Origin of the sequence: Allohoeflea poritis, from assembly GCF_027889715.1 — a bacterium.
Lineage (GTDB): Bacteria > Pseudomonadota > Alphaproteobacteria > Rhizobiales > Rhizobiaceae > Hoeflea_A > Hoeflea_A poritis.
The window spans coordinates 47,515-74,499 of sequence record NZ_JAPJZH010000019.1 but is presented as its reverse complement, the minus strand read 5'-3'; the positions used below and the strand labels follow the sequence as shown (position 1 = coordinate 74,499).

General features: G+C 60.7%; 30 protein-coding genes. 18 read left to right on the top strand and 12 right to left on the bottom strand.

Going from position 1 to position 26,985, the window contains the following annotated elements:
* Positions 1-28: 28 nt before the first annotated feature.
* Positions 29-1,018, top strand: coding sequence for a UDP-glucose 4-epimerase GalE (gene galE, locus OOZ53_RS22630; RefSeq protein WP_271092029.1), 990 nt, complete (start codon positions 29-31; stop codon positions 1,016-1,018).
* A gap of 66 nt (positions 1,019-1,084) precedes the next feature.
* Here galE and OOZ53_RS22625 read toward each other — a convergent pair whose 3' ends face one another.
* Positions 1,085-1,858, bottom strand: coding sequence for a hypothetical protein (locus OOZ53_RS22625; protein WP_271092028.1), 774 nt, complete (start codon positions 1,856-1,858; stop codon positions 1,085-1,087).
* 241 nt (positions 1,859-2,099) lie between these two features.
* On the opposite strand from OOZ53_RS22625, the gene OOZ53_RS22620 reads away from it, so the two are divergent.
* Complete coding sequence (locus OOZ53_RS22620; RefSeq protein ID WP_271092026.1) at positions 2,100-3,110, top strand: asparaginase; 1,011 nt, start codon at positions 2,100-2,102, stop codon at positions 3,108-3,110.
* A gap of 11 nt (positions 3,111-3,121) precedes the next feature.
* Here the strand turns inward: OOZ53_RS22620 and OOZ53_RS22615 are convergent, their stop codons facing one another.
* On the bottom strand, positions 3,122-4,492 hold the full coding sequence (locus OOZ53_RS22615; protein WP_271092025.1) for a TIGR03808 family TAT-translocated repetitive protein: 1,371 nt from the start codon (positions 4,490-4,492) through the stop codon (positions 3,122-3,124).
* 66 nt (positions 4,493-4,558) lie between these two features.
* Between OOZ53_RS22615 and phnX the strand changes: the two genes are divergently transcribed.
* Positions 4,559-5,362, top strand: coding sequence for a phosphonoacetaldehyde hydrolase (phnX, locus tag OOZ53_RS22610; RefSeq protein ID WP_271092024.1), 804 nt, complete (start codon positions 4,559-4,561; stop codon positions 5,360-5,362).
* A gap of 25 nt (positions 5,363-5,387) precedes the next feature.
* On the opposite strand, the gene OOZ53_RS22605 is transcribed toward phnX, so the two are convergent.
* On the bottom strand, positions 5,388-5,750 hold the full coding sequence (locus OOZ53_RS22605) for a VOC family protein (protein ID WP_271092023.1): 363 nt from the start codon (positions 5,748-5,750) through the stop codon (positions 5,388-5,390).
* Positions 5,751-5,922: 172 nt separating this feature from the next.
* On the opposite strand from OOZ53_RS22605, the gene OOZ53_RS22600 reads away from it, so the two are divergent.
* Complete coding sequence (locus OOZ53_RS22600) at positions 5,923-7,524, top strand: helicase HerA-like C-terminal domain-containing protein (protein WP_271092022.1); 1,602 nt, start codon at positions 5,923-5,925, stop codon at positions 7,522-7,524.
* Here OOZ53_RS22600 and OOZ53_RS22595 read toward each other — a convergent pair.
* Entirely contained in the window at positions 7,519-8,169 is a 651-nt protein-coding gene (locus tag OOZ53_RS22595; RefSeq protein ID WP_271092021.1) for a L,D-transpeptidase, read from the bottom strand. The two genes, OOZ53_RS22600 and OOZ53_RS22595, sit on opposite strands and share 6 nt — an antisense overlap.
* Before the next feature lie 86 nt (positions 8,170-8,255).
* On the bottom strand, positions 8,256-8,918 hold the full coding sequence (locus OOZ53_RS22590) for a haloacid dehalogenase type II (RefSeq protein ID WP_271092020.1): 663 nt from the start codon (positions 8,916-8,918) through the stop codon (positions 8,256-8,258).
* Between the two features lie 149 nt (positions 8,919-9,067).
* Here OOZ53_RS22590 and OOZ53_RS22585 point away from each other — a divergent pair, with 149 nt between their 5' ends.
* The 4 genes from OOZ53_RS22585 (at position 9,068) to OOZ53_RS22570 (ending at position 12,246) form a co-directional block, all read left to right on the top strand.
* The gene (locus OOZ53_RS22585; RefSeq protein ID WP_271092019.1) at positions 9,068-9,946 is read left to right on the top strand and encodes a branched-chain amino acid aminotransferase; all 879 of its coding nucleotides are present in this window, start codon (positions 9,068-9,070) and stop codon (positions 9,944-9,946) included.
* Positions 9,947-10,053: 107 nt separating this feature from the next.
* The gene (locus OOZ53_RS22580) at positions 10,054-10,650 is read left to right on the top strand and encodes a superoxide dismutase (RefSeq protein ID WP_271092018.1); all 597 of its coding nucleotides are present in this window, start codon (positions 10,054-10,056) and stop codon (positions 10,648-10,650) included.
* Positions 10,651-10,794: 144 nt separating this feature from the next.
* Positions 10,795-11,235, top strand: a complete 441-nt coding sequence (locus tag OOZ53_RS22575) for a c-type cytochrome (protein ID WP_271092017.1) — start codon at positions 10,795-10,797, stop codon at positions 11,233-11,235.
* A gap of 84 nt (positions 11,236-11,319) precedes the next feature.
* Complete coding sequence (locus OOZ53_RS22570; protein ID WP_271092016.1) at positions 11,320-12,246, top strand: cytochrome c; 927 nt, start codon at positions 11,320-11,322, stop codon at positions 12,244-12,246.
* A gap of 37 nt (positions 12,247-12,283) precedes the next feature.
* On the opposite strand, the gene OOZ53_RS22565 is transcribed toward OOZ53_RS22570, so the two are convergent.
* From OOZ53_RS22565 to OOZ53_RS22550, 4 genes are all read right to left on the bottom strand, one after another.
* Positions 12,284-13,477, bottom strand: coding sequence for a D-alanyl-D-alanine carboxypeptidase/D-alanyl-D-alanine-endopeptidase (locus tag OOZ53_RS22565; RefSeq protein WP_271092014.1), 1,194 nt, complete (start codon positions 13,475-13,477; stop codon positions 12,284-12,286).
* A gap of 186 nt (positions 13,478-13,663) precedes the next feature.
* Entirely contained in the window at positions 13,664-14,206 is a 543-nt protein-coding gene (locus tag OOZ53_RS22560) for a tetratricopeptide repeat protein (protein WP_271092012.1), read from the bottom strand.
* Positions 14,207-14,230: 24 nt separating this feature from the next.
* Complete coding sequence (locus OOZ53_RS22555; RefSeq protein ID WP_271092011.1) at positions 14,231-14,572, bottom strand: plastocyanin/azurin family copper-binding protein; 342 nt, start codon at positions 14,570-14,572, stop codon at positions 14,231-14,233.
* Positions 14,572-15,096, bottom strand: a complete 525-nt coding sequence (locus OOZ53_RS22550; RefSeq protein ID WP_271092010.1) for a DUF4142 domain-containing protein — start codon at positions 15,094-15,096, stop codon at positions 14,572-14,574. The genes OOZ53_RS22555 and OOZ53_RS22550 overlap by 1 nt, the downstream gene beginning before the upstream one ends.
* 138 nt (positions 15,097-15,234) lie before the next feature.
* Here OOZ53_RS22550 and OOZ53_RS22545 point away from each other — a divergent pair, with 138 nt between their 5' ends.
* Both OOZ53_RS22545 and OOZ53_RS22540 read left to right on the top strand, forming a co-directional pair.
* Entirely contained in the window at positions 15,235-16,191 is a 957-nt protein-coding gene (locus OOZ53_RS22545; protein WP_271092009.1) for an AraC family transcriptional regulator, read from the top strand.
* A gap of 105 nt (positions 16,192-16,296) precedes the next feature.
* Positions 16,297-16,665, top strand: a complete 369-nt coding sequence (locus OOZ53_RS22540; RefSeq protein ID WP_271092008.1) for an SPW repeat domain-containing protein — start codon at positions 16,297-16,299, stop codon at positions 16,663-16,665.
* A 140-nt stretch (positions 16,666-16,805) separates the two neighbouring features.
* Here OOZ53_RS22540 and OOZ53_RS22535 read toward each other — a convergent pair whose 3' ends face one another.
* Together OOZ53_RS22535 and OOZ53_RS22530 are read right to left on the bottom strand one after the other, a co-directional pair.
* The gene (locus OOZ53_RS22535) at positions 16,806-17,579 is read right to left on the bottom strand and encodes a siderophore-interacting protein (protein WP_271092007.1); all 774 of its coding nucleotides are present in this window, start codon (positions 17,577-17,579) and stop codon (positions 16,806-16,808) included.
* A gap of 151 nt (positions 17,580-17,730) precedes the next feature.
* A complete protein-coding gene (locus OOZ53_RS22530) occupies positions 17,731-19,818 on the bottom strand; it encodes a S9 family peptidase (RefSeq protein ID WP_271092006.1) in 2,088 nt (695 codons plus the stop codon).
* Between the two features lie 172 nt (positions 19,819-19,990).
* Between OOZ53_RS22530 and OOZ53_RS22525 the strand changes: the two genes are divergently transcribed.
* A complete protein-coding gene (locus OOZ53_RS22525) occupies positions 19,991-20,356 on the top strand; it encodes an SH3 domain-containing protein (RefSeq protein ID WP_271092005.1) in 366 nt (121 codons plus the stop codon).
* 3 nt (positions 20,357-20,359) lie between these two features.
* Here OOZ53_RS22525 and msrB read toward each other — a convergent pair whose 3' ends face one another.
* Entirely contained in the window at positions 20,360-20,779 is a 420-nt protein-coding gene (msrB, locus tag OOZ53_RS22520; protein ID WP_271092004.1) for a peptide-methionine (R)-S-oxide reductase MsrB, read from the bottom strand.
* Positions 20,780-20,970: 191 nt separating this feature from the next.
* On the opposite strand from msrB, the gene OOZ53_RS22515 reads away from it, so the two are divergent.
* Genes OOZ53_RS22515 through mnhG form a run of 7 tightly spaced genes read left to right on the top strand, consistent with a single transcriptional unit; the run spans position 20,971 to position 26,868 of the window.
* Positions 20,971-23,340: a putative monovalent cation/H+ antiporter subunit A gene (locus OOZ53_RS22515; protein WP_271092002.1), complete on the top strand. Its 2,370-nt coding sequence runs from the start codon at positions 20,971-20,973 to the stop codon at positions 23,338-23,340.
* A gap of 3 nt (positions 23,341-23,343) precedes the next feature.
* Positions 23,344-23,763 (top strand): Na+/H+ antiporter subunit B, encoded by a 420-nt coding sequence (locus tag OOZ53_RS22510; protein ID WP_271092001.1) that lies wholly within the window; start codon positions 23,344-23,346, stop codon positions 23,761-23,763.
* A complete protein-coding gene (locus OOZ53_RS22505; protein WP_271092046.1) occupies positions 23,763-24,140 on the top strand; it encodes a Na+/H+ antiporter subunit C in 378 nt (125 codons plus the stop codon). The genes OOZ53_RS22510 and OOZ53_RS22505 overlap by 1 nt, the downstream gene beginning before the upstream one ends.
* Before the next feature lie 5 nt (positions 24,141-24,145).
* Positions 24,146-25,714 (top strand): Na+/H+ antiporter subunit D, encoded by a 1,569-nt coding sequence (locus OOZ53_RS22500; RefSeq protein ID WP_271092000.1) that lies wholly within the window; start codon positions 24,146-24,148, stop codon positions 25,712-25,714.
* The gene (locus OOZ53_RS22495; RefSeq protein WP_271091999.1) at positions 25,711-26,184 is read left to right on the top strand and encodes a Na+/H+ antiporter subunit E; all 474 of its coding nucleotides are present in this window, start codon (positions 25,711-25,713) and stop codon (positions 26,182-26,184) included. Before OOZ53_RS22500 ends, OOZ53_RS22495 begins: the two co-directional genes overlap by 4 nt.
* A complete protein-coding gene (locus tag OOZ53_RS22490) occupies positions 26,181-26,519 on the top strand; it encodes a cation:proton antiporter (protein WP_271091998.1) in 339 nt (112 codons plus the stop codon). Before OOZ53_RS22495 ends, OOZ53_RS22490 begins: the two co-directional genes overlap by 4 nt.
* Complete coding sequence (gene mnhG, locus OOZ53_RS22485; RefSeq protein ID WP_271091997.1) at positions 26,512-26,868, top strand: monovalent cation/H(+) antiporter subunit G; 357 nt, start codon at positions 26,512-26,514, stop codon at positions 26,866-26,868. The genes OOZ53_RS22490 and mnhG overlap by 8 nt, the downstream gene beginning before the upstream one ends.
* Positions 26,869-26,985 lie beyond the last annotated feature (117 nt).

Here is a 26,985-nt window from a genome sequence, read left to right as displayed (position 1 = left end):
ATCGCGTGTATCGGCCACGAGGTAAGCAATGTCCGTTCTGGTCACGGGGGGCGCCGGCTATATCGGCAGCCATATGGTCTGGCGTTTGCTCGACGCCGGCGAGAATGTCGTGGTGATCGACCGGCTTTCCACCGGATTTGACTGGGCCGTGCCGGCCGAAGTCGAATTGGTGGTCGGCGACATCGGCGATCCGGAGCTGGTCGGAAAGGTCCCGCGCGAGCGCGGCGTCAGCGCAGTGTTCCATTTCGCGGGCTCCATCGTGGTTCCTGAATCCGTTACCGACCCGCTCGGATACTATCTCAACAACACCGTGAAATCGCGGGCCCTGCTGGAGGCCTGCGTCGATGCGGGCGTTCCGCATTTCATCTTTTCATCCACCGCCGCCGTCTACGGCACCCCGGAAACGGCTGATCCGGTGGCGGAAGATGCGGCGCTACGGCCCGAATCGCCTTACGGCACATCCAAGCTGATGACAGAGACGATGCTGCGCGATACCGCCGCTGCGCACCCGTTGAACTATGCCTGCCTGCGTTACTTCAATGTCGCCGGGGCCGACCCCGCCGGACGCACCGGACAATCAACGCCGGACGCAACCCACCTGATCAAGGTCGCAACGCAGGCCGCGCTGTCGAAACGCCCCTACATGCAGGTCTTCGGCACCGATTATCCGACGCCGGACGGCACCTGCATACGCGACTATATCCATGTGACCGATCTGGTGGACGCGCATTACCTGGCGCTGGAACACCTGCGCGCCACCGGCGAAAACCTGACGGCCAATTGCGGCTATGGGCATGGCCATTCGGTGCTTGAAGTCGTCGATGTGGTCAAACGCGTCAGCGGCTCGGAATTCGAGGTGCGCATGGCGGATCGCCGTGCGGGCGACGCCGTTTCGATTGTCGCCAATTCGGATCGGATCAGGGAACGGCTCGGCTGGAAACCGCACTATGACGATCTGGAGAAGATCGTGACCCACGCCCTCAACTGGGAAGATGCGCTTTCCCGGCGCAACACCTAGGTTTCAGGCTCCCCAAATAAAAGGGCCCGCTTGTGCGGACCCTGATTTTTGTTCGCTCGTGCAAGGCTAGTTGATGGGCACCGAGCAGATCATGCGCGTATGGGCGCTGTTGATATAGCAATGTGCCGGGATCGGCCCTGCCGGGATCGGATAGATGTAGGTTCCCTGCTGGTTGGAACTGGCCGCGGCCGCGCCGACAACCGCACCTGCGGCGAAGGCCGCGCCCGGATAATAATAGGGATGGTAAGGCGGATAGGGCGGATACGGATGATAGGGGTGGTAGTGACATTCCGGATCCTGCGGCGCGTGATAGCAATAGGGGCCGGGAACGGGATGATACGGGTGATACGGATAGTATCCGACCGGATGCCCTGACACCGGATGGCGCGGATTGGGTCCGCGGTCCACGAACAGCGCGACATTGTCAGCCGATTCCGGCAGTTTGCCGGACAGGACCTTGACTTCGTATTTGAGTTGCACGCCGTCCATCTGCGCACTGGTCAGTTCGACGATTGCCGGGGCGTCCTTGATGTTGCCGAGCACCGACACGGCGGCGTTGGGCGGGTTGGAGGCGAAGGGACCATCCGGCGCGTTCCACAGTTCCGCGAATTGGCCGGTTGAAACCATGCCGGTCAGCCGGTTGGGCCGGTCGCTGAAGAAGACCGTGGAGGGCGAAACGCCCTGGAGGGTCAGCGTCGTGCCGTCGAACTGCAGCGAACTGGCCTGCTGGACATATTCATAGGATGGCGCGGGCACTGCGGGCAGCGGCTGCTGGGCCTGGGCTGCTGCGGGGCCCAGAACAAGCAACACAGCGCCGAAGAGGGCGAATAGTCTGTACATGCGTCTTTCCTCCAGGTTGAGTCTTCTGACTTGCAATACACTTCAAATAAGGAGCCATGTCCACAGATCGGAAACGCTCGGTCAATGCTCGGCATATGCGGACATTTGCGCATTGCTCTTGTGCGTCGTGTTTCACAATCGCGCGGGAGTATGACGCAGGTTCAAGCGCTTTCATATCGGCGATTGTCAGCGAGTCCCGCACCCGCTAAGGATGACAGGAAGCAGACTTTGAGGCGAATTGATGACAAATCCCGTGATCGTTGAAGTGACCCGGGGCGGACGTGTGGAAAGCCGGCATCGCGGTTCCGCGATCGTGGTGGATGCGGATGGCAAGACACTGCTTTCCTTCGGAGATGTGGACACACCGGTGTTCCCGCGATCGGCCGCTAAGGCGATGCAGGCGCTGCCCCTGGTCGAGAGCGGCGCTGCAGATGCCTGTGGTTTCGGAAACAGGGAACTGGCGCTTGCCTGCGCCTCGCACTCCGGCGAGCGTGAGCACGCCGATCTGGCGGCAAAGATGCTCGCGGCTGTCGGTCGCGGCGAAACGGCGCTCGAATGCGGTTGCCAGTGGCCCATGGATCAGAATGCCACGATTGCGCTGGCGAAATCCGGCGCCGATCCCAGCCAGCTGCACAACAACTGCTCGGGAAAGCATGCCGGCTTTGTCTGCGCGGCCTGTCATCTTGGCATCGATCACGCCGGATACATCAACTACGACCATCCGATCCAGGGCATGATCCGCGATGTCATGACCGATCTCACCGGCGCGCATTTCGGTGTTGATAACTGCGGCACGGACGGCTGTTCGATCCCGACCTACGCCATTCCGCTCACGGCGCTTGCCGGCGGATTTGCGAAGATGACCTCGGGCAAGGGGCTGGAGCCGCAGCGTGCCACTGCGGCCAAACGTCTTGTCGAGGCCTGCATGGCCGAGCCGTATTACGTTGCTGGAACCAAGCGGACCTGTACAAGGCTGATGAAGACGCTTCCGGGAAGAATATTCGCCAAGACCGGCGCGGAGGGCGTCTTTTGTGCCGTCCTGCCCGAAGAGGGCATATCAATCGCCGTCAAATGCGAGGACGGCACGCAACGCGCGGCCGATGCGACGGTTGCCGCGCTGATTGCCCGCTATCTGGACACGGACGCGGACACCCGCGCGGCACTGATGGCGCAGGCCAACCGGACGCTCAAGAACTGGAATGGCATCGAGGTCGGGACGATACGGATCGTGGAGAACCAGGACCTCAGATAGCCGTTGCAGGCCTAAAGAACCGTATTTCCGGCCACCGTCAGGTGTTTGTACGCCCCCGCGCCGCTGCGTGTCAGATCTTTCGTCACGGGATCCTGCCAGCGATAGCCGATCACCGCGCCCTTTAATGTGTTCTGGAATATGTTGTTGCTGATCTGCGTGGCCGCTGCGCCCTCGACCACCGACACGGCGACACCGACGGCGCTGTTGCGGATGACATTGCCCGTTGCCGCGACGCCGCGCAGATAAGGACCCCAGCCGATCAGCATGCCGGCGCGCGGCGCATTGTCGATGACATTGCCGGTCACCGCGATATCGGCTTCGACGCCGATGCCCCAGCCGAAACCGAAGATTTCCGCCACATACGGCCCCTCGGTCGTCAGATTGCGGATGACATTGCCGCTGACCGTCGCCAGCCGTCCGCCTTCATTGAAATTGGCGATGGAAATGCCGTTAGCGGCGCCGTCGATCAGGTTGTTGGCGACCACCGCGCCCTCGAAGGAGAATTCAGAATAGATGGCCGTTTCGCCGCTTTCATAACACTGGTTGCCGATAATCTGCACGTCGGAGCCGCTGTTGGACCGGATCGCGGAAAAGGCGCAATCGCTGAGCGAATTGTTTGCGATCAGCACATTGCCGGCCCGATAGACATTGATGCCGTTGCCGTATTGTCCGGTGCCGCCGGCCTGCGATGCGATCCGCGCAATGCGGTTGCCGGTGACGATGCTGCCGTCATAGGCGGCCTTCCAGCGGTGCACGAGGATGCCGCCATTGGCGCAGTCGAGGATGTCGTTGTCGGAAATCCTCAGGCCCTTGCTCTCGACGCTGTAGATCGCGGTGAGCGCGGCGCCCGAGATCACCGATCGGGCAATCGAGCCGCCGCACCCGCTCAGCATGACAGCGTGCTTGCGGCTGCCGACGATGGCGCAATCGCTGATGACAACGTCATCGGTGCCGCCGATCTGCACGATGGCCTCCGCATAGTCGGCAAGCCATCGGTTGTCGCCGTCGATCGTCAGCCCCGTGAACTGGATGCGTTCAGCGTTTTCTGCGGACAATAAGTGTCCGCCGCCGCCATAGACGAGGCGCGTGGCCCCGGCGACACCGATCAGATTGACATAGTCGGGAAGGTTAAGATTGGAGACGGTATAGGTTCCGGCCGGCAGGAATACCGGCTTTCTCTGCGCCGATGCATCCTTGAGAATGGTATCGAGCATCTTGCTCTGATCGTCCGAAGCGCCTGGCCGCATACCCAAATCGACCGCGTCGAGCGAACCGCGCAGCTCGGCAAAACGGTTGTCGCCAAGCTGGGCGCGCGCCGCCACCGGGGAGGCGAGCAGCGCCGATGCGGCGCCTGTCAGCACTGTGCGGCGGGTCGTTTTCATCGATGTCCTGCGCATTGCGGTTGTCTGGGCCTATCGCGCAGACTACCCATGGAATGTAAACAGACCATGGACAATCATCAGGAGGCAGAGGTGGGTTTGAACTACAGCGCGGTGGTTTTCGACTGGGCGGGAACAACGGTCGATTTCGGCTCCTTCGCGCCGATGGGCGTCTTTGTCGAGCTTTTCGCCGCCAGCGGCATTGACGTAAGCATCGACGAGGCGCGCGCGCCGATGGGATTGCCCAAGCGCGATCATATCAAGGCCATGCTGGACGCTCCGCGCATTGCCGCCGCCTGGACGACGGCGCACGGCCGCCCGGCCGGGGAAAGCGATATCGATGATCTTTACCGGGCGTTCCTGCCGATGAATGAGAAGGTCGCGGCGCATTACGCGACGCTGGTGCCCGGCGCGGGCGAGGCTGTTGCGGCCCTGCGGGCCAAGGGCCTGAAGATCGGTTCGACCACGGGCTACACCCGCTCGATCATGGAACATGTGCTGCCCGTCGCGGCAAAGCAGGGCTACAGCCCTGACAATCTGGTCTGTTCCGACGATCTGCCCTTCGGCCGGCCGACGCCGATGGGCATCTACAAATGCTGCCTGGACCTTGGCGTTGCCGATGCCCGCCGTATCGTCAAGGTCGACGACACCGAGCCCGGCATTGCCGAGGGCGTTGCCGCCGGCTGCCTGACCGTCGGCGTCGCGATGTCCGGCAATTATGTCGGCAGGACCGTCGATGAGCTTTCAGCGCTGGACGAAGCAGAAATCGCTGCGCTGCGGGCAGGCGCTTCCGACAGGCTGTTGGCCGCCGGCGCCGATCACATCATCGACACCGTTGCCGATCTGCCGGCCCTGCTGGAACGCCTCGGCTGATATCGTCAGGCGGCGCGGTGTATTCTCACGCCGGCTCCCACAGTTCGATCGGATTGCCCTCGGGATCATGGAGCCGCGCGAAACGTCCATTGGGATAGGTCTCGCCGTCGACACTCACCTCGATACCCGACCCGCGCAGCTGTTCGACCATCGCATCAAGGTCCCGGACACGGAAATTGACCATCCATTGCTGTTCGGGCCGGCCGAAATAGTCGGTATCCTGGTTGAACGGCGCAAAAACCGTGGCGCCGGCTTCCTGGTTCCAGCAATCGTCCTCGTAGCTTTGCGGCACCTCGTCGACACCAAGATGCTCCGCATACCACACGGCCAGAGCCTTCGGATCCTTCGACCTGAAAAACAGCCCGCCTATGCCGACAACCTTTTCCATCGGATACTTCCATTGATCCCCGGACCGCGCCGGCCTTGTTGATCCCGCTATATGGTGTGTGCCACGGGTTCGGTGACTGATTATCGCGCCCATGTATCAATTGCGCAATTGTCCACGGTTCACCGCACCCCTATAAATAGGCGGTTTGAAAAATGTGGGGCAGGGCAGCGACATGCTTGAAGACGGAAAACTCTATATCGGAACCAGCCGCAAACCGGACGATTCCGTCAACAAGGGCGAATATCTCGATCTGGGTTACGCCAACCGGCACGGGCTGATCACCGGGGCGACCGGTACCGGCAAGACGGTGACGCTGCAGATCCTTGCCGAAGGCTTCTCCAACGCCGGTGTCCCGGTATTCTGCGCCGATGTGAAGGGCGATCTCTCGGGTATCGCCGCCATTGGCGAGTACAAGGATTTTCTGGAAAAGCGGGCGAACACGATCGGTCTTGACCCTTACGAATTTCAGGAGTTCCCCGTGATCTTCTGGGATCTCTTCGGCGAGAAGGGACACCGGGTCCGCACCACGCTGACCGAGATGGGGCCGCTGCTGCTCGCCCGGCTGATGGACATGACCGACGCCCAGGAGGGCGTTTTGAACATTGCCTTCAAGATCGCCGACGAAGGGGGAATGACCCTGCTCGATCTGAAGGACCTGCAGGCAATGCTCTCCTACATGGGAGAACACAGCAAGGAACTCTCCAGCACCTATGGAAATGTTTCGAAACAGTCGATTGGCGCCATCCAGCGCGATCTCCTTGTTCTGGAGCAGCAGGGCGCCGAGAAATTCTTCGGCGAGCCGGCGCTCAAGATAAGCGACATGATGCGCACCACGTCGGACGGCCGCGGCGCCATCAGCGTCCTGGCCGCCGACAAGCTGATGATGAATCCGCGCCTCTACGGCACATTCCTGCTGTGGCTCCTGTCGGAGCTTTTCGAGGAACTGCCCGAGGTAGGCGATCCCGACAAGCCGCGCCTGGTGTTCTTTTTCGACGAGGCGCATCTTCTGTTCGACGAGGCGCCGAAAGTGCTGATTGAGCGTGTCGAGCAGGTTGTCCGGCTGATCCGCTCGAAAGGGGTCGGCGTCTATTTCGTCACCCAGAACCCGCTCGATGTGCCCGAATCGGTCCTCTCGCAACTTGGCAACCGCGTCCAGCATGCGCTGCGCGCCTACACGCCGCGCGAACAGAAGGCCGTGAAGACGGCCGCCGAAACATTCCGCCCCAATCCCGACTTCGACTGCTTCGAGGCGATCACCAGCCTTGGCGTCGGCGAAGCGCTCGTCTCGACGCTGGAATCGAAGGGCGTTCCCTCCGTGGTGCAGCGCACGCTGGTGCGGCCGCCATCCTCGCGGCTCGGCCCGCTCAAGGACAATGAGCGCCGCGACACGATGGGTTTGAGCCCCGTTGCCAATGTTTATGACGAGGATGTCGACCGCAATTCGGCTTTCGAGATTCTGCAAAAGCGGGCCGAAGATGCCGCGAAGGCGGAAGAGGAGAGGCGCCGCCGCGAAGAGGATGACGAGGAAGAACTGCAGGAAAGCCGCCGCTGGACGTTGCCGGGCTTCGATGACCCGGATGATGACGACGACGATTACGATGATCGCGGCCGCAAGCGGTCCTCCAGGCGGAAGCGTTCCCGCCGCCGCCGCTCGGGCAGCCGGCGCCAGTCGGTTGCCGAGGCGGCCATGAAGTCGGCGGCCCGTTCCGTTGCGAGTTCGCTCGGCCGGGCGCTTGTGCGTGGCATCCTCGGCAGTCTCAAGAAGGGCCTATAGGACCAAGACGCGGGCGCCGGGCTTGATGCGGCGGTCGAGATCCATCACATCCTGATTGAGCATGGCGATGCCGCCGGCTTCGCAGGCGCCGCCGATTTCCCGCCACCGCGACGTGCCGTGGATGACCATGCCATTGCTGAGATAGAGCGCCCGCGCGCCGTAGAGGCTGTTCGGGCCTGCGATCTTCTTTGCCTTCGGGTCGGATTTGCGGACATCGCTGGATACGGGCCAGCTTTCCCGCCCGCTGACCGTCAGCGTCTCCTTGTGGCCGGGAAAGCCCGGTCCGGTCGCAATGCCATATCGAACCGCCTTGCGGTCGTCGAGGATCACATAGAGATAGTGGTGCTTCGGATCGATGACGACGGTGCCGATCGGCTCCAGCGTGCGGTCGTGGACGATCTGCCTCAGATTATCCGGATTGAGCCGCTTGTAGGGGACGGGCCGGATCTTGTAGTCGCCGTCCCGCACGCCGCCATACATGATGTCATAGGGTTCGATCGGATAGTTGAGCTGCCGGGAAGGGGCGGTCTGCCGTCCGAAACCTTCCGGCGACATGCGGTCGACGCAACCGGCAAGCATAGCCGACGCCGCCAAAAGCAGCATCCGACGCGTCAGTCCGGCCGTATGTTCGTTGTTGCCCGCCAAGGCGCACCATCCCCATTGCTGCGGACAATCCTTATCTGATTCTCCGCGCTTCGGGACAGGTCAGGGGATTTTCTCGGCTCAGCCGCTCAGAGCTGGCCCAGATTGGGCAGCACGACGTTGGGTGAATAATCGCGGTATTCGTCCGGATTGGAGGCGCGGTTGATCCACACGGTGCGGAAGCCGAACTTCTTGGCGCCGGCAATGTCCCAGCGGTTGGACGACTGGAAGGAAACCGCATCCGGATAAAGCCGGTAGGCGGTCGTCACCATCTCGTAGACGGAGGGTGTTGCCTTGAAGGTCCGCAACTGATCGACGGAAAAGACGTCGTCCAGAACGGAATCGAGCGCTGCGTTTCGCACCGCCGATTCCAGCATCTCCGGCGAACCGTTCGACAGGATCGCCAGCTTCGCGCCGCGATCCTTCAGCGCCTTGAGGACAGACGGGACCTCCTCGTAGCAGTCCAGCTTCCAATAGGCCTCAAGCAGCGCATCGCGATGTTTCGGATCGACCGCCGGAAACCGTGCCAGTGCGAAATCAAGCGCCTGTTCGGTCAACTGCCAGAAATCGACATAGGCGCCCATAAGGGCGCGCACCCAGGAATATTCAAGCTGCTTGTTGCGCCAGATCTCGGAGAGCAGCGGACCGTCCGGTCCGATGTCGGCCGCGTGCCGGCGCACGGCCGCATGCACGTCGAACAAAGTGCCGTAAGCATCGAAAACATAAGCCGCATATCCGTTTGCGGGAGGCATTGTGTTGTCCTTTCATTTTGCACTGCAGCATGAGCATGCGCGCCGGATTCGTCAAGGGCATCCAGGCGATTGCCGCGTATTGACCTGGCGCGCAGGATCGATTTCAGTGGGCGCGACGTTCAAGTGCCGAATATGCGGAGGAGTAATTCATGACAGTCGTTTCCAGCGTTCAATCGGAAACATGGACCTATGTCGATGGCGACTGGCATCCGGGCAACGTGCCGCTGATCGGTCCGCGCTCGCATGCCATGTGGCTGGGAACCTCCGTATTCGACGGCGCGCGCTGGTTCGAGAATGTGGCGCCCGATCTCGACATGCACTGCGCACGGGTCAACGACTCGGCAAGGGCGCTGGGGTTGAATGCGACCATGTCCGCCGGGGAAATCCAGGGGCTGTGTGAGGACGGGCTCAGGAAATTCGACGGCAAGACGGCTGTCTATATCCGGCCGATGTACTGGGCCGAGCATGGCGGCTATATGGGCGTTCCGGCGGATCCGGATTCGACACGCTTTTGCCTGTGCCTCTACGAGGCGCCGATGATCTCGTCCAACGGGTTTTCCGTGACGGTGTCGCCGTTTCGCCGGCCGTCCTACGAGACGATGCCCACCGATGCCAAGAGCGGCTGCCTTTATCCGAACAACGGGCGCGCGATCCTCGAGGCGAAATCCCGCGGTTTCGACAATGCGCTGGTGCTCGACATGCTCGGCAATGTCGCCGAGACCGGCACATCCAACGTCTTCATCGTCAAGGACGGCGTTGTCTTCACCCCGGTCCCGAATGGAACCTTCCTCAACGGTGTCACCCGCCGGCGCATCATGAAGCTGCTGAGGGATGACGGCCACGAGGTGGTCGAGAGCCGTCTGCATGTTTCGGATTTCATGGACGCCGACGAAATCTTCTCGACCGGCAACCATTCCAAGGTGGTGCCGATCATCCGCATCGAGGACCGTGAGCTGCAGGCTGGCCCCGGGGCGCGGCGGGCGCGGGAACTCTATTGGGACTGGGCGCACTCCGGCCCGAAAATCTGACAGCCTGGGCTGCAAAATTCGTGGGCACTGCCTTGCCGTGCAAGGCCGCCGGACATATGTTCCACGCCAATACAACAATCTGCCGATTGCCAGACAAGGAGAGCGACATGGCTTTTGAACTTCCGGATCTTCCCTATGACTACGAAGCGCTTGCGCCCTTTATGTCGCGTGAGACGCTGGAATATCACCACGACAAACACCACAAGGCCTATGTCGACAACGGCAACAAGCTGGCCGCCGAAGCCGGCATGGACGGACTTTCGCTCGAAGACGTGGTTCGCCAGTCCTTCGGCAGCAATGCCGGTCTCTTCAACAACGCGGCACAGCACTACAATCACGTGCATTTCTGGCAGTGGATGAAAAAGGACGGCGGCGGCACGGCGCTGCCCGGCAAACTTGCGTCGGCCATCGGTTCCGATCTGGGCGGTTATGACAAGTTCCGCGCCGATTTCATCAATGCCGGCGTCACCCAGTTCGGTTCCGGCTGGGCCTGGGTCGCGGTCAAGGACGGCAAGCTGGAAATCATGAAGACGCCGAACGGCGAAAACCCGCTGGTGCACGGCGCAACGCCGATCCTCGGCGTCGATGTGTGGGAACACTCCTACTATATCGACTACCGCAACGCCCGGCCGAAATACCTCGAGGCCTTCGTCGACAGCCTGATCAACTGGGATTACGTGCTGGAGCTTTACGAAGCCGCCTGAGCGCCAATCGATCCGCATTGCAAAACCCCGGTCGGCAAACCGATCGGGGTTTTTTATTATCAGCCGGCTAAATCCGTTCTTTTTCTTTTCACATTTTTCCTGTCTAGTGTTGGAACTGTTCTAATTCCAGACACGGAGAACCCCATGAAAAACGCTCTCGCACTGGCTCTGGCGACATTGTTCTTATCCGGACAGGCTGCATTGGCCGCGGAGCCGCAGGTTGAGCGCCAGCAAGCGATGAAGAGTGTCGGGCAGGCCATGGGTACCCTCGCCAAGACGGCAAAGGGCGAAATCGATTACGATGCCGTGGCAGTGGAAGAGGCGTTCGCGGCGATGAATACGGCCACCGTGAACTTCATCGACAAGTTTCCGGAAGGCTCGGAAACCGGTCACGAGACCGAGGCAAGCCCCAATATCTGGAGCGACCGGCCCGGTTTCGAGAAGGCCGTCAAGCAATTCGACACCGATACCGCAAATGCTGTCGCAGCCGCGCCGCAGGATATCGCCGCTTTCCGCGCGGAATTCGGCAAGGTGGCTCAGAATTGCAAGACCTGCCACGAAACCTACCGCGTTTCCAAGAAATAGGTGACCACGGTCATTCTCTGGTAAGGTGACGGATCGGGGCCGCCGCGCGGCGGTGCCCCTAGATCCAGTTGCGGGGAAGCGGCAATGCGCAGGCTATTCGGTTTATTGGTCTTAATCGCGGTCGCGGCGGCCGTTGTGCTGTGGTTCCTGTCGGCGCCCGGAAAACTCGACGAGGCGGATTTCGCGGGTCTCGCAGAGCCTGATCTTGCGCGCGGCGAGGAGATGTTCTGGGCCGGCGGCTGCGCCTCGTGCCATGCCGCGCCCGGCGCCAAGGGCGACGACAAGCTGCTGCTCTCCGGCGGCCTGGCGATCGAAAGCGACTTCGGCACCTTCCACGCGCCGAACATCTCTCCGGACAAGGACGCAGGCATCGGCAACTGGACATTCCGGCAATTCGCCAATGCGATGAAAAAGGGGACATCGCCGCAGGGAACGCATCTTTATCCGTCCTTTCCCTACACCTCCTATACCCGCATGACGATGTCCGACCTGAATGACATGTGGGGCTACCTGCAGACACTGCCGGCGAGTGACAATGTCGCGCCAGACCATGCGCTCGGTTTTCCGTTCAACATCCGCCGAGCCGTTGGCCTATGGAATCTCCTGTACCTCAGAGACGGCCCGGTGATCGTTTTTGACTCGCCGGACGATGCGGTCAGCCGGGGCCAGTATCTCGTCGAGGGGCCGGGTCATTGCGGCGAGTGCCATACGCCGCGCTCGCCCATCGGCGGCCTGGAATTCGGCGAATGGATGGCCGGTGCGACGAACCCGGACGGCGAGGGCATCATTCCCAACATCACGCCGGACGGCAGCATCAAGAGCTGGAGCGCCGGCGACATCGCCTATTATCTTGAAAGCGGCTTTACGCCGGACTTCGACACCGCCGGCGGCTCCATGGTGTCGGTGCAGGAGAACATGGCCAGACTGCCGGCGTCGGACCGCGAAGCCATCGCCGCCTATCTCAAGGCCATCCCCGGCCGCCCCAACGGCTATCCGGCGAGGGGTGGTTAGGTTTGCAATTCGCAAATGTTGCAAACGGCTTGATTGATCACAAGCCGCGCTCGATGGCCCTTAGCACCCGGAAACGGGTCTTTCCCGTTTTTCCGCCGAGCGCGATGACAAAGCGCACGCGCCCGTGGTCGGAGGTCGCGGCATAACCGGCCAGTGTCCGCACGCCGGGAATGGTGCCCGTCTTGTAGCGGGAGCCGGCCTTGCTCTTGCGCAGCAATTCGGCGCGGGGCGCGAAGTGATCCAGCAGCTTTGCCAGACCGCGCGCGGTGAATTTGTTTCCCCGGCTGATGCCGGACCCTTCCTCCAGGACAATGGCTTCGGTCAGCCCGTGTTCGGCAAACATCTGGCCCGCGACCTGCAGGGACTTTTCCAGGCTGACGGGCGCGCCAAGGCGCTGCGCGCCGATCTCCAGGAACACCTGGTTCGCAATATAATTGTTCGACCCCAGCAGCATCAGGGTCAGAATTTCGGCAAGGTCGCGGGACTGCCGGTGAACGTAGACCGGCGCGAGGCCATCGGCCACGCGGCCGATGGAAACGTCTCCCTTGACGCTGCCGCCCGCTTCCCCGATGAATGCGGCCAACAGTTCGCCGGCATAAAGTGCGCTGACGCTCAGGTCGTCCTGGGGCAGGCTGATGCGGCCACGGCCGGCAGGCCCGCGCGCGCGGAACTGGGCGACCGCCACCGGGGTGATCGGCGTTTGTTTCTCTGCCGATCGGACTGACTTGCCCTTGCGCACGGCATTGATCGTGTTGAAATTCGCCGCAAGCGCTGCGTTCGGCGCGTTGTAGGCCTCGCTGTCGTTCTCGATGCCCGGGATACGCAGGGCGTCCGGGTAGTAGCTGGTGTCGAGCACGATGCTTTTGATCGGCTCCTTGCCGATAATTTCGATGAGATTGGACGCAAGGAGCGTCAGCTCTTCCGAGACCAGAAACGGGTCGCCGCCGCCACGAACGTGAAGCACCCGGTCATCGTCGAGATAGAGCCGGGTCTCAAAACGGTGATCTTCGCCCAGAACCTCCATCGCCAGCCATGCGGTGACGATCTTGGCGACGGAAGCCGGGCCGAAGGCCCGGTCGACGTTTTGCGCCACCAGCTCATTGCCTTTTTCGTCGACGACGAGCACCAGTCCCGACGGCGCGATGGCCTTGATGTCTTCCTGGGCTCCGGCAAGGCTTTGGGTCGTCAGTAAAAGCAGGGCGCAGGCGATAGCGAGCAGGTGAGACCACATGGCGTATCCAAACTGGGCGCCCGGTTTAAGACCTGCTTCAGCGCCGCTCAAAGTACAATTTGTTGAGGCCGAAGAATAGCCGGTCAAAACAATCCGGCGCAATGTATTCTTTAGAGATTCGGTCTTCGAAATTGGAGTGCCTGCCGGCATTACGCGGCAAAAGCCTGATCTATCGCAATAGAGCTGCTACAACTCTTCATCGGAAATCAAAAGGCGGCGCTCGCTTAACCACGGATTGACTTTCAGGGCCTCGCGCAAGGCCGTCTGCCCGATTGCGACCCGGCCCATGCTGGTCAGCGTGACCGCGCGGCCGGCGAGGGCGCCGAAGTGGCGGGGTTCCAGTTCAAGCACAACCGCAATGTCCTCGAGGGCATTGCCATAGTCCTGTCGCAGAAAGCGGACATAGGCGCGCTGGTTCCAGCCCTCGGCATAGCCGGGGCAGTATTCTATCAACGCGTTGAAGACCTGCTCGGCGCCCTCATAGTCCGCGTGCCTTATGCGTTGGCGTCCTTTGTCCATTATCGCCTGCGATACATCATCCGGCGCGGTCGTCCATATCTCCCAGATCCGATTGCTCACCGCACGGCCATGCATTTCCGTACGCGCCGCCAGCAGTTCGCTGTGAAGACGGTCTTTCTCTTCCCTGTTGTCCGGAACTGCCGGGCAGCTTAACGCCACGGACGGAAAAACGGTTAGCAGGGCCGCGGCAAACATTGTGGATCTGATCATGATTCCAAACATTCTGGAGGGATTTCACGCGATTTCGAACGCGCCTTTCATGTGCGGGTGGAACGCGCAGAAATAGCCGGTTTGCATACCTTCTGTTACGACAATTTCGCCGCTTTGTCCTTGGGCAAGCGTTTCCGTGCCCCAATCGGACCGGTCGGATGTGGCGGTGTGCGGCGCCAGATCGTGGTTCGTCCACCGAATGGTATCGCCGATCCGCACCCGCATGTGTTCCGGTTCGAACCTGAACGCCTTTATGGCGATGTCATGGGTCCGTTTTGGCTGCGCGGATAACGTCTGCAGGGCAGGGACGACTGCCGATGCAGCCGCCCCCAGCACAACAGTCCGGCGTGATACGGATCCGGGCATCACTGCAGCGCCTTGACCATCATTTCGGCGTGTTTCTCATGCGCCTTGAATATTTCCAGGCCCTGCTCAAACAATGCCCGAACCTCATCATTGTCGATGTTGGGGATCATTGTGTTCTCGACCAGATCGTTGACCGCCTGGTGATAGGCGAGTTCATTGGCGGCATAGGCGGCGTCGAACTCGGCGCCGCGCAGCTTGGAAAAATTGTCGATGATGTCTTCGGCATTGGCGTTGAGCGTTTGACTGAACGCGTTGTCCTGCGCGGACGCGCCCAGCTTGTCCAGCAAAGCGAGCGCGGCTTCATTGACCGCGGTGTGGTCGCGGATCATGGTCTTTGCGAATTTGTGGATTTCCGGGTTGGTCGACAATGCAAGCGCCAGATGTGCATAGCGAATGTCGATATTGTCGGCCGTATAGGCGATATGCGCATATTCAAGGTCGCTCATGTCGGCCACGTCATTGGCTGAAGCTGGAACGCTTATCAAGGCCAACGCTACGGCGACCACGGACATCAGTCTTATCATTTCGGAAACTCCCTGGCGGTTGGTGATGCCGTGCCAGTTTCCATACTTCTTCAAGCATACCCATGCCTGATAATCCGAATTTTTGTGCAGATCGTTCAATCGTCTGTACAGTGAAGATGGATATTATAAAGTAGTCCAATGCTTGATTTGCTCAGTGACATCCTGACCAGCCTGTCGATGAAGGGCTCTTTGTATTTCCGCACCTCGTTCACCAGACCCTGGGGCGTATCGGTTCCGAGCTATGAGAACGTTGCCCGGTTCCACTTTGCCCATCGCGGCAATTGCCTGGTCGGTGTGCACGGTGTTGATGAGCCGGTATTTCTGGCGCAGGGCGACCTGATCATCATTCCCCATGGGGCCTCGCATGACCTGTACTGCGGCCATGAGCCCGAGCATACGATCATGCCCCTCGATGTGGTTTTGAAGAATTCGGACTTCGCCGGCTCGGGTGTGCTTGTCCACGGCGGAGACGAGCCGCAAAGCGAAACCCAGTTGATCTGCGGACACTTTTCCTTCGAGCCCCACTCAAAGCACGTGCTGATAGACCGGCTGCCGCCTTTCATCCATCTCAAGAATTACGGAGAAAATGCGGGGCGCTGGATGGAAGCCACATTGCGTGTCATCGGTGACGAGACCGGCGGGCAGAAAATGGGGGGAGACCTCATCGCCCTGAAGATGTCCGAAGCGATCTTCGCCCAGGCCATACGCAGTTTTATCGAAAGCAACGAGGCTGCCGGCCTGGGGCTTGGCGCATTCTCCGACAGGAATCTCTGCCGTGCGCTGGATGCGTTTCACAGGGCTCCGAGCGACCGTTGGACGGTCGAGACGCTGGCCGCGGCGGCCGGGATGTCGCGGACGAGCTTCGCGGTCCTGTTTCAGAAGATGATGGCCATGACGCCGATGGAATATGTGACGGCATGGCGCATGGAAATTGCCAAGAAAGTCCTGCAGCAGGGCGGGTCGTCCCTGACCGATGCAGCCGAAGGCGCTGGCTATGCCTCGGACTCGGCTTTTGCGCGCGTGTTCAAGAAGGAAACGGGCATGACGCCGGCGAACTACAGAAGGATTGCCCTGAGTGATCGTTCTGCAGTTTGAACGATCGGTATAGATTCATGTACTAGTCAGCATAGATCAATCGATCTTCTCTCCCTAGCTTGTTTTTATGATGTTGCAAAACCTTAGCCAGGGGAAGAAATCGCCATGCAGTTACGTTTCATTACAAAGTCCATCCATGCCTATCTCGACTACCCGGTCGCCTTCGGCCTTGTCGCAATGCCCTTTGCCTTTGGCTTTGGCGCGGACAATGCCCTTGCACTGTGGCTCTCGGTCGTCACGGGCATCGCCGCTTTCCTGCTGACGGTCCTGACCGACCATCAGCTTGGCATCATTCGGGTCCTGCCATACAGCGTGCATCTTGCGGTCGACGGCCTTGTCGGCATCGCCTTTGTCGTGGCACCGGTCGCGCTGGGCTTCTCCGGTATGGAGTTCTGGTACTATCTGGTCCTGGGGCTGACCGTGCTCGCGGTGGTCGGACTGCACCAACCCGAAGACAAAGCCGCGATGGCGTAAGCCGTCAAACGACGAACATGCGGGTCGCAGCCTTGTGCGACCCGTTTCCTGTCGGGGCGATCAGGCGGACAGGGACAAGCATTTGAAGCCGATTGAAAGCAAACCGCCTCCGCAAGTACGAGATCACACAGAGCCGGCGCTTAGGCGGCCTTGGCGTTTTTCTCGATCAGGCCGATCTTCCAGTAGGCGCTGATATACATTTTGCGCTTGTCGAGTCCCCGTTCATTGATGAGGTAGCTGCGCAGCCCTGCCACCGCACCGGATTCGCCTGCCACGAAGACGCCCGGCACACCCGGCGACCAGTCGAGCGCCCTGAAGAACTCCAATTGCTGCGTACTGCTGACATGCGGGTCCTCATGCACCAGCCAGTGGATCTTGATGCCTGCGGGCGCGCGAACGGGCTGGATATCGTCGTCGGTCGTGATCTCGAAAATCGCATGGCCGACCGCGTCCTGCGGCAGCGCTTCCAGTGCCGCGGCAGCCGCGGGTATGGCCGCCATGTCGGCGCCGAAGAGGAACCAGTCGGCGCCATGGTCCGGCGTCTTGATCGGGCCTGGGCCGGCAACGCCGATGACATCGCCGGGCCGCGCGCGCAATGCCCAGTCACAGGCCGGTCCGCCGCCTTCATGGACAACGAAATCGATATCGAGTTCAGCCGCATCCGGGCGATGGTGGCGAACCGTGTAGGTTCGCCGTGTAATGTCTTTCGAGCCTGCACGCACCAACTGTCCGAAGTCTTCGGCCGGCTGCCCGGACTCGGGAACGAACAGCTTGATATGCGCGCTTTCCTGGCCGGTCGGAAAATCGGCGAGCTCGCTGCCGCCGAGTGTGACCCTGTGCATGTTTGGCGTCAGCCGCGCGGCACGCACGACATGGAGGAGGCGCGTCTTGCGCCCCGAATTCTGTGCTTTCATCAATGTTTCGATATCCCCGTGAAAGTTTCCGCCTGTTGAAACCGGTTGAGTCTCAAAAGGTGATTATTAAAGTCATATTATAGTATCGGTTCTGCTCGCGTCCAGTTTTCGCGGCCTGCCGTACACCCTTTGCCCGTGCAGGTTCCCGGCGTCAGGCCTTGTCCGTCACTTTCAGCGCGAAGGCGTATTCGAAGGCGACTTCCTCGAGCCGCTGGAAACGGCCCGAAGCGCCCGCATGGCCGGCATCCATATTGGTCTTTAGCAGAACCGGGGCATCGCCGGTCTTCATTGCCCGCAGCCGCGCCACCCACTTGGCCGGCTCCCAATAGGTGACGCGCGGGTCGGTCAGCCCGGCGAGCGCCAGGATCGGCGGATAGTTCTGGGCGCACACATTGTCGTAGGGCGAATAGGAGGCGATGGTTTCATAGTCTTCCTTGGAGGCGATGGGATTGCCCCATTCCGGCCATTCGGGCGGGGTGAGGGGCAGCGTGTCGTCGAGCATGGTCGTCAGCACATCGACAAAGGGCACGGCGGCGATAATCGCGCCGAACCGGTCCGGTGCCATATTGGCGATTGCGCCCATCAGCATGCCGCCTGCCGATCCGCCCTCCGCGACAATCCGGTCCGCGGAGGTGAACTTCTCCGCGGCCAGAAACTCGGCCGCGGCGATGAAGTCGCGGAACGTGTTGGCCTTCTTCAGGTGCTTGCCGTCCTCATACCACGCAAAACCCTTGTCCTTGCCGCCCCGCACATGGGCGATGGCGTAGACGAAACCGCGATCGACCAGCGAGAGGCAGTTCGTGTTGAACGAGGCGGGGATCGTGGCGCCGTAGGAACCGTAACCGTAAAGCAGGCAGGGCGCCGATCCGTCGAGCGCGGTGTCCTTGCGGTAGAGCAGGCTGACGGGCACTTCGACGCCGTCATACGAAGGTGCCATAACGCGCCGGGTGACATAGTCTTCGGCATTGTGCCCCGAGGGCACTTCCTGGGTCTTCAGCAGCACGCGTTCGCGGGTCCGCATATTGTAGTCGAACTGCTGTGATGGCGTGGTCATCGACGAATAGGAGAAACGGATCACCTCCGTGTCGTATTCGTAGGAGCCTTGCAGCCCCAGGGAATAGGCCTCCTCGTCGAAGGCGATGGCGTGTTCCTCGCCGCTGTCGCGCGCGCGGATCACGATCCTCGGCAGGCCGTTTTCCCGCTCCAGCCAGACCAGGTGATTGGCGAACACCATGTGGTTCAGGATGAGCCGGCCCGGCTGGTGGGTGACGACGTCGCGCCAGTTCTCCCGGCCCGGCGCATCGACCGGCGCTTCGACGATCTTGAAGTCCTTGGCACCGCCCGCATTGGTCAGGATGAAGAAGACATCGCCGCCCTCATGCATGTCGTATTCGACACCGGTCTGCCGCGGCGCGACGATCGCCGGCGTCGCCTGCGGATCGCCGGCCGGCAGGATGCGGTATTCCGACGTCTGATGGTCGTGGATGTTGATGAAGATGAAATCGTTCAGCTTGCTGCCGCCGACGCTGACGAAGAAGCCGGGATCGGCCTCCTCGAAAACCAGGCGGTCGTCCGCCTGGGCTGAGCCGATGGCGTGGTAGTAAACCTTCGAAGGCCGGTGGTTTTCATCCAGCAATGTGTAGAAGAACCCTTCCGAGCCCGGTGACCAGGCACCGCCGCCGCCGGTGTTTTCCACCACGTCATCGAGGTCTTCCGCGCTGCCGAGTTCGCGGATCTGCAATTTGAAGAACTCGGAACCCTTGTCGTCATAGCCCCAGATCATGCGCGCATGGTTTGGTGAATGATTGGCGGCCGAAATCCTGAAATAAGCCTTGTCGGCGGCTTCTGCGTCGCCGTCGAGAAGCAGTTCTTGTTCACCGCCCTCGCGCGGCACCCGGAAGAACCGGGGCTGCTCCCCGCCCGTCACATAGGACATGCCGTAGGCGAAAGGCCCGTCAGGGGAGGGGACCGAGGAATCGTCCTCCTCGATGCGCCCGCGCATTTCGGAAAACAGCGCCTTCTGAAGTTCCTCGGTATCGGCCATCGCCTGTTTCTGATAGGCGTTCTCGGCTTCCAGATAGGCGCGGATTCCCTCGTCGAGAACCGAGGGGTCCTGGAAGACCTGCTGCCAGTTGTCGGCGCGCAGCCACGCATAGTCGTCGGTGCGCTCGATGCCGTGGCGGGTATCCGTGACGGGTCGCTTGTCCGCGACCGGAGTGGGCGGCAGGTCCTTGAACATGGAGCTTCCTTCGGTTTGGGATTTCTGTTCTTATCACGCAGATAAAGGGCGGGGCGAACCACTTCAAGATGCGCATGAACCGCACATGAATTTGTGAATCAGAAGTCATTCACGATTGCGATGCGATGATGCGGCTATCGAAACGCAACCGCCGCCATGAGGGGATCGGATCATGACCATTTCACGCAGTTTCTTCGCTTCCGTTGTTGTCGCCGCGACGCTTTGTGCGCCGGCGGCGCAGGCCAGCAGCTTTGCAGCCTGGGAAGTTGCCAACGTCGCGTGGGACGATGTCCTGAATGTCAGGGCATGGCCGTCGGCGAAATCGGCGATCCGCGCGGGCTATCCGAACGGAACGCCGCTTTCCATGACCGGCCGCTGCATGAACGGCGTCGACCTGAAAAACATCGCCGTATTGCCGCAAGACGAGCAGGTGCAGATGGTCCGTTACACCTGGTGCGAGGTCTGGCACGACCCGTCGAATACCGGCGACTGGCAGACCGGCTGGGTCTACGGGCGTTACATCCAGCCCCAGCAATAGATGTTATTTCCCGGCGCCGTCTTTCCTGAAGGTGAGCGCCGTCCCGTTCATGCAGTAGCGAAGGCCCGTCGGCTGCGGCCCGTCATTGAAGACGTGGCCGAGATGGGCATCGCAGTCCGCGCACTTGATTTCCGTGCGGGTCATGAACCAGGACCGGTCCGCATGTTCAGTGACCGCGTCCGCATCGACCGGCGAATGATAGCTCGGCCATCCCGTGCCGGAATCGAACTTGGTGTCCGAGTGGAACAGCGGCCGTTCGCAGCACACACAGTGGTAGACACCGTTGTCCTTGCTGTCCCAATAGGGGCCGGTGAAGGCGCGTTCCGTGCCGCCCTTGCGCGTGACATGGTACTGTTCCGGTGACAGCTGTGACCGCCATTCGGTGTCGGATTTCTCAATCTTTTTCTTCTTCAGATCGGACATATCGGCAACTCCTTACACCCATTGTGTAGTGTCGGCGCGCCGGCATCGCAACAATCGGCCGATCAAAACGCGATAAAACCCGCGTTAGCGCCGGATTCGGGTGGAAATCGGCCGATGTGATCTTGCCGTTGATGCGGTGCATCATTAAATTCGATCAAACACTTGCAGGCAAACTCCATCCGGGAGAGAGAATGGACGACTACATGCCCAGCACGACGCTGTTTGTCCTGCTGCTGCCGTTCCTTGCGGCTCTATTCGCTCCCGCGCTCACCCGGCTATTCAGACACAATGCGGCTTGGCTGCTCGCCATCGTGCCGGTTGTGATTTTCTGGCATTTCGCCACCTTCCTGCCCGAGATATCGAAAGGCGAGGTGGTCACCGGCGGTTACCAGTGGATTCCGGCGTTCCGCGTGAACTTTTCCTGGTTCGTCGACGGGCTGTCGCTGACATTCGCGCTGCTGATCAGCGGCATCGGGGTTCTGATCGTCCTTTACAGCGGCGGCTATCTGAAGGGTCATGAACATCTCGGCAGGTTCTTCTCCTTCATCCTGATGTTCATGGGCTCGATGCTGGGCCTTGTCGTCTCCGACAGCTTCCTGATGTTCTTCGTTTTCTGGGAACTGACATCGATCACCTCATTCCTGCTGATCGGCTTCGACCACAAGCGGGAGGCCTCGCGCCGCGCCGCGCTGCAGGCGCTCGTGGTCACCGGCGGTGGCGGCCTTTTCCTGCTTGCCGGATTGCTCATGATCTGGAATGTCACCGGCATTTCCGAGATGTCCCTGCTGCTGCGCTCGCAGGGCGTATTGGCGGACAGCCCGTTCTATCTGGCTATTTTCGTGCTGGTGCTTGGCGGTGCATTCACCAAATCGGCCCAGTTTCCGTTGCATTTCTGGCTGCCCAACGCGATGGAAGCGCCGACGCCCGTTTCGGCCTATCTGCACTCGGCGACAATGGTGAAGGCGGGTGTCTACCTGCTGATGCGTCTTAATCCGGTACTTGGCGACACCGCAGCGTGGGAGACCGTTCTTCCCGTGTTCGGCGGTGCGACGCTGATTGTCGGTACCCTGCTTGCCATCCGCCAGACCGACCTGAAGCTGATGCTGGCCTACACCACCGTTTCCTCGCTCGGCCTGCTCGTGATGCTCACCGGCTTCGGTCATCCGAAGGCGGTCGAGGCGGCAGTGCTCTATCTCGTCGCGCACTCCATGTTCAAGGGCGCGCTTTTCATGGTCGCCGGCGGCATCGACCACGAGGCCGGATCGCGCGATATCACCAAGCTTGGCGGTCTGATGTCGGCCATGCCCATCACCTTCGCCGCGGCTTTCGCATCGGCCTTCTCAATGGCCGGCCTGCCGCCTTTCTTTGGCTTCCTGGCCAAGGAGGAGATCTATGCGGGCCTTTGGCAGCCGGGCGCCTGGCCGCTGCTCCTGACGCTGGTTGCGATCGTCGGCAACGGTCTGATGTTCGTCATCGGTTTCGCCGTGGCGCTCAAACCGTTCCTGGGTGAAAAGCCGGCAGGACTGCGCGAGGCGCATGACGGACTCGTGCTGTTGTGGCTGGGCCCGGCGGTGCTTGCGGTTGCGAGCCTGCTGACCGCCGTGTTCTCAAGCGTGACCCACCGACTGATCTCAATTCCCATGGCGACCGCCGTCGAGGGCGCGCCTGTCTCCGTCTACATTTCGCTCATCCCCCATATCGGGATGGCGCTGCTGCTGTCCGGCATCACCATTGTTTTCGGTATTGTCGCCTATCGCAATCTCGAGCGCCTGCGCTCCGCCATGGCAGCAACGCTGACGGCCATCGGATGGGGACCCGACCAGGGCTTCGACCAGTTCATCCGCGGCATCGTGCGGGTTTCCTTCGCGGTCACCCGCATTGTCCAGAACGGTCGTATGGAAACATACATGAAAGCGACATTCGTGCTGCTTATCGTCGCCATTCTGGTTCCCATGATCCTCTTCGACGAGTTGCCGGCCATGCCGCAATGGCCGCAGGACGTTTCCCTCTATGAGCTGGCCATCATGGCGATTGCCGCCGTCGGGCTGGTCGCGGTGATCTTTGCCCGGGATCGCCTGACGGCCATCGTTTCCCTCGGCATACAGGGTTTCGCGGTTGCGCTGCTTTTCATGCTCTTTGGCGCGCCCGACCTGTCGTTTACCCAGTTCATGGTCGAGACCCTGTCCGTCGTCATATTGGCCCTGGCGATGACGCGGTTGCGGCTGACGCCGACGGATCATCGTCCGATCGGCAAACGCCTGTTCGATGTGACGATCTCCGTGGTCGGCGCGGGTGCGTTTCTGCTTCTGCTGCTCAAGGTCATCCAATTGCCGTTCGACCTGACGCTGCCGGAATTCTTCACCAACTATTCGATGTCGATCGCCTACGGCCGCAATATCGTCAATGTCATCCTGGTCGATTTCCGCGGCACGGACACTTGGGGAGAGATCGCCGTTGTCATGGTCGCGGGGCTGGCGATCCTGTCGCTGATCCGCATCAGCACACGGCGGCCATGGCCGAGCATTGCAACGAACGATCCGAACGATGAGGAGCGGCGGTAAGAGATGCGCACACTGATATTCCGCACCGTTGCACCCTATCTGAGCAGCCTCATGGTGCTGTTCTCGGTGTTTGTGCTGTTGCGCGGGCACAATGAACCGGGCGGCGGTTTCATAGGCGGACTGATCGCCGCCTCGGCATTCGCCATTTACGGCATTGCATGCGGTGTTTCGCCCGTGCGGCGGGCCATGTACTTCCATCCGATGGCCTTGTCGGCTGCCGGACTTCTGATGGGGTCCGTCGCCGGCCTGCTTTCGATCTTTGCCGGTGTGCCGTTCATGACAGGTCTTTGGGTGACCGTGCCGTTCTTTACCGAGGAACTGAAGCTTTCGACGGTGCTGCTTTTCGATATCGGCGTTTATTTCGTTGTGGTCGGCGCGATCAGCTCGATCGCGCTTGCGCTGGAAGAAAGGGAGGTGGAATGATGGAAGTCCCCATGGCGTTTCTTGTCGCCATCTTCTTCGCCGTTTCGATCTACCTGTTTCTTTCGCGGCACATCATCCGCATTCTGCTTGGCGCTGCCATATTGAGCAATGCGGTCAATCTGCTGATCTTTACGTCCGGGAGGCTTACGCGCGAGATTCCGCCGATTCTGCCGGCCGGCGGGGCGACCGAAGGCATTGTGACGGCCAATCCGCTGCCCCAGGCCCTGATCCTGACAGCGATCGTGATTGCGTTTTCCTTCTTCGCCTTTCTGCTCGTGCTTTCCTACCGCGCCTATCAGGAGCTTGGGACGGACGACACCAATGAAATGCGGTTTGCCGAACCTGAAGAACAAAAGCTTCCGCCGCTGGGATACTGAAAAGAATGGCATCGTCCGCAAAAGAACCAGTCGATATTTCCGTGGCCATGGTCACCGACCCGGTGCCGCTGGCCGACTGGCTGATTATCGCGCCGCTGATCCTGTGCACGATTTTCGGTGCGGTATTGCTGATGGTGCGCAAGGATACGCGTTTGCAGCCCATCATCGCGCTGCCGGGACTGGTCGCGCTTGTGGTTATTGCGGCCGCGTTGCTTGCCCATGTGGTTTCCAGCGGTCCCGTGACCATGACAATGGGGCGGTGGCTGCCACCCTTCGGCATTTCATTCACGGTCGATATCCTGGGTGCATTGCTGACGCTGACCGGCGCGATCGCCGCGCTTGCCGGCGGGATTTACGGTGCCGGCGATGTCAACAACAGCGGTCGGCGCTACGGCTTCTACCCGTTCCTGTTCCTGATGATGGCGGGTGTCAGCGGCGCATTTCTGACCGGCGACATCTTCAATCTCTATGTCTGGTTCGAAGTGCTTCTGATCGCGTCGTTCGGGCTCCTGATACTGGGGTCCGAGCGCGGCCAGATCGACGGCGCGACCAAATATGCCTTCCTCAATCTCGTCGCGACGACGTTCTTTCTCATTGCGACCGGTTACCTCTACGGAATTTTCGGCACGCTCAACATGGCCGACATCGCGCTCAAGGCGCAGGCAATGGAGGAAAAGGCGCCGCTTGTGACCCTGCTGAGCCTTTACTTCCTGGCCTTCGGCATGAAAGCCGCCGCCTTTCCGGTCAACTTCTGGCTGCCTGCTTCCTATCACACGCCGCGTGTCGTCGTCTCAGCGCTGTTTGCCGGTCTTCTGACGAAGGTTGGCGTCTATGCGTTCATGCGTGTCGCCCTGGTCCTGTTTCCTGCCGAGCGCGACATGCTCGGCTGGGTCATCGCGGTCATCGCGGCACTGACCATGATCCTCGGCGCCATGGGCGCGCTCGCACAAACCGATTTCAGACGACTGCTTGGCTATCTGGTTATATCCGGCATCGGCATCATGTTCGCCGGCATCGCGCTGGCGAGCCCCGGCGGAATTTCCGCGGCCATTTTCTACGCCCTGCATTCGATGATCGTCATGACCGCGCTTTATCTCGCATCGGGTCTGGCGGCGCGGGCAAGCGGCGGGTTTTCGATTGCCGGGTCCGGGGGCATCTACACGACCCATCCGTTCCTCGCGGCGGTGACCCTGATCCTGTTCTTTGCGGTTTCCGGGCTCCCGCCGTTTTCCGGCCTTTGGCCCAAGGTCATACTGGTCAAGGCGTCGCTTGACGTGGGCGCCTGGTGGCTCGCCGGCGCGGTGTTGCTGTCCGGGTTTCTGACGACCATTGCCGTCGGGCGGGTCTGGGTTCTTTCCTACTGGCGTCCTGCGCCCGAAGCGGCGGCGGCGGGTGAGGAAGCGAACCTCAACCCGGTCATCGACTATGCGCCGCTTGTCATGCTGACGGCCATTGTGGTCGTGCTCGGTATGTTCCCGCAGCAGATCCTCGAACTGTCGCAGGTCGGAACCGAACAGCTGCTCAATCCGATCGAATACATCCGTTCGGTGTTTCCGGCGGGAGGCGCGCAATGAGACTGTTTCTGATCAATGTTTTGCTGGCGCTGGTCTGGGCGGCGGTCACCGGTTTTTACAGTTTCCTCAATCTGACCTTCGGTTTCCTGCTCGGTGCCGGGGTACTTTACCTGATCCGCGAACAGGTCGGCTCCGTCGGCTATTTTTCGCGCGCCGGACGCATCATCGTGCTGCTGCTCCTGTTCCTGTACGAACTTGTGATGTCGGCTATCCGCGTCGCGATCACGGTCTTGAGCCCGAACATGAACATCAAGCCGGGAATTTTTGCCTACCGGTTGAAAGTCGATCGCGATTTCGAAATCACACTGCTTGCCAATATGATCACGCTGACGCCCGGAACACTGTCGGTCGATGTGTCCGACGACAAGAAATTCCTTTACGTCCATGCGATTGACTGTTCGGATCCCGATGCGACCCGAAAGGGTATAGCGGACGGGTTCGAGCGCAGAATTCTGGAGGCGTTCCGATGACCGACCCTGCAATACTGGTTGATTGGGCGATCCAGATCGCTCTTGCGCTTTTGTGCCTTTCCTTCGCTGTTACCGTCTACCGTGTGATCAGCGGTCCGACCTTGCCGGATCGCATTCTGGCGCTCGACATGCTGGTGGCCACGGCAATCGGGTTCATCGCCGTGATCGGCATCAAGACCGGCTATACGCTTTATGTCGACATTGCGATTGCCCTGGGCCTTGTCGGTTTTCTTGCGACCGTGGCTTTCGCTCGGTTCATCCTGACGCGCGGCCCCATTCACGGAGAGACGGAAGAGGCAAGATCCGCGCCGGAAGGAGGCAAGGCCAATGAGTAGTTTCCTGGCCATAGTGATTGCGCTCATGGTCGTGATCGGCTCCGGCTTCACGCTCGTTGCGGCTCTCGGACTTTTGCGCTTCCCCGACGTCTATACGCGCATGCATGCCGCATCCAAGGCCGGCACCCTCGGCTCGGGTGTCGTGCTCATCGCCCTGGGCATCGAGGCGGGGGACACGGGAACGCTGACACGGGCGCTTGCCGGTGTCGCATTTTTCCTGCTGACGGCGCCGATTTCCGCGCACCTTCTGGCGAAGGCCTCCTACGCGGTGGGCTATCCGCTAAGCGGTCAATCCGTTGTTGATGAAATGCCGAAGCCTGCAGAAAGTTTCAATAGCTCGGCCGAGTAATACTGCACTGATATCTTGGTTTTCGCCGGGCGCCGGTTTGCAATGAGCTCGGACCAAGGCGTCCGGCGATCTCGATTCCGGTAATTCATATCCTATTGATATATTGCGATAAATAGA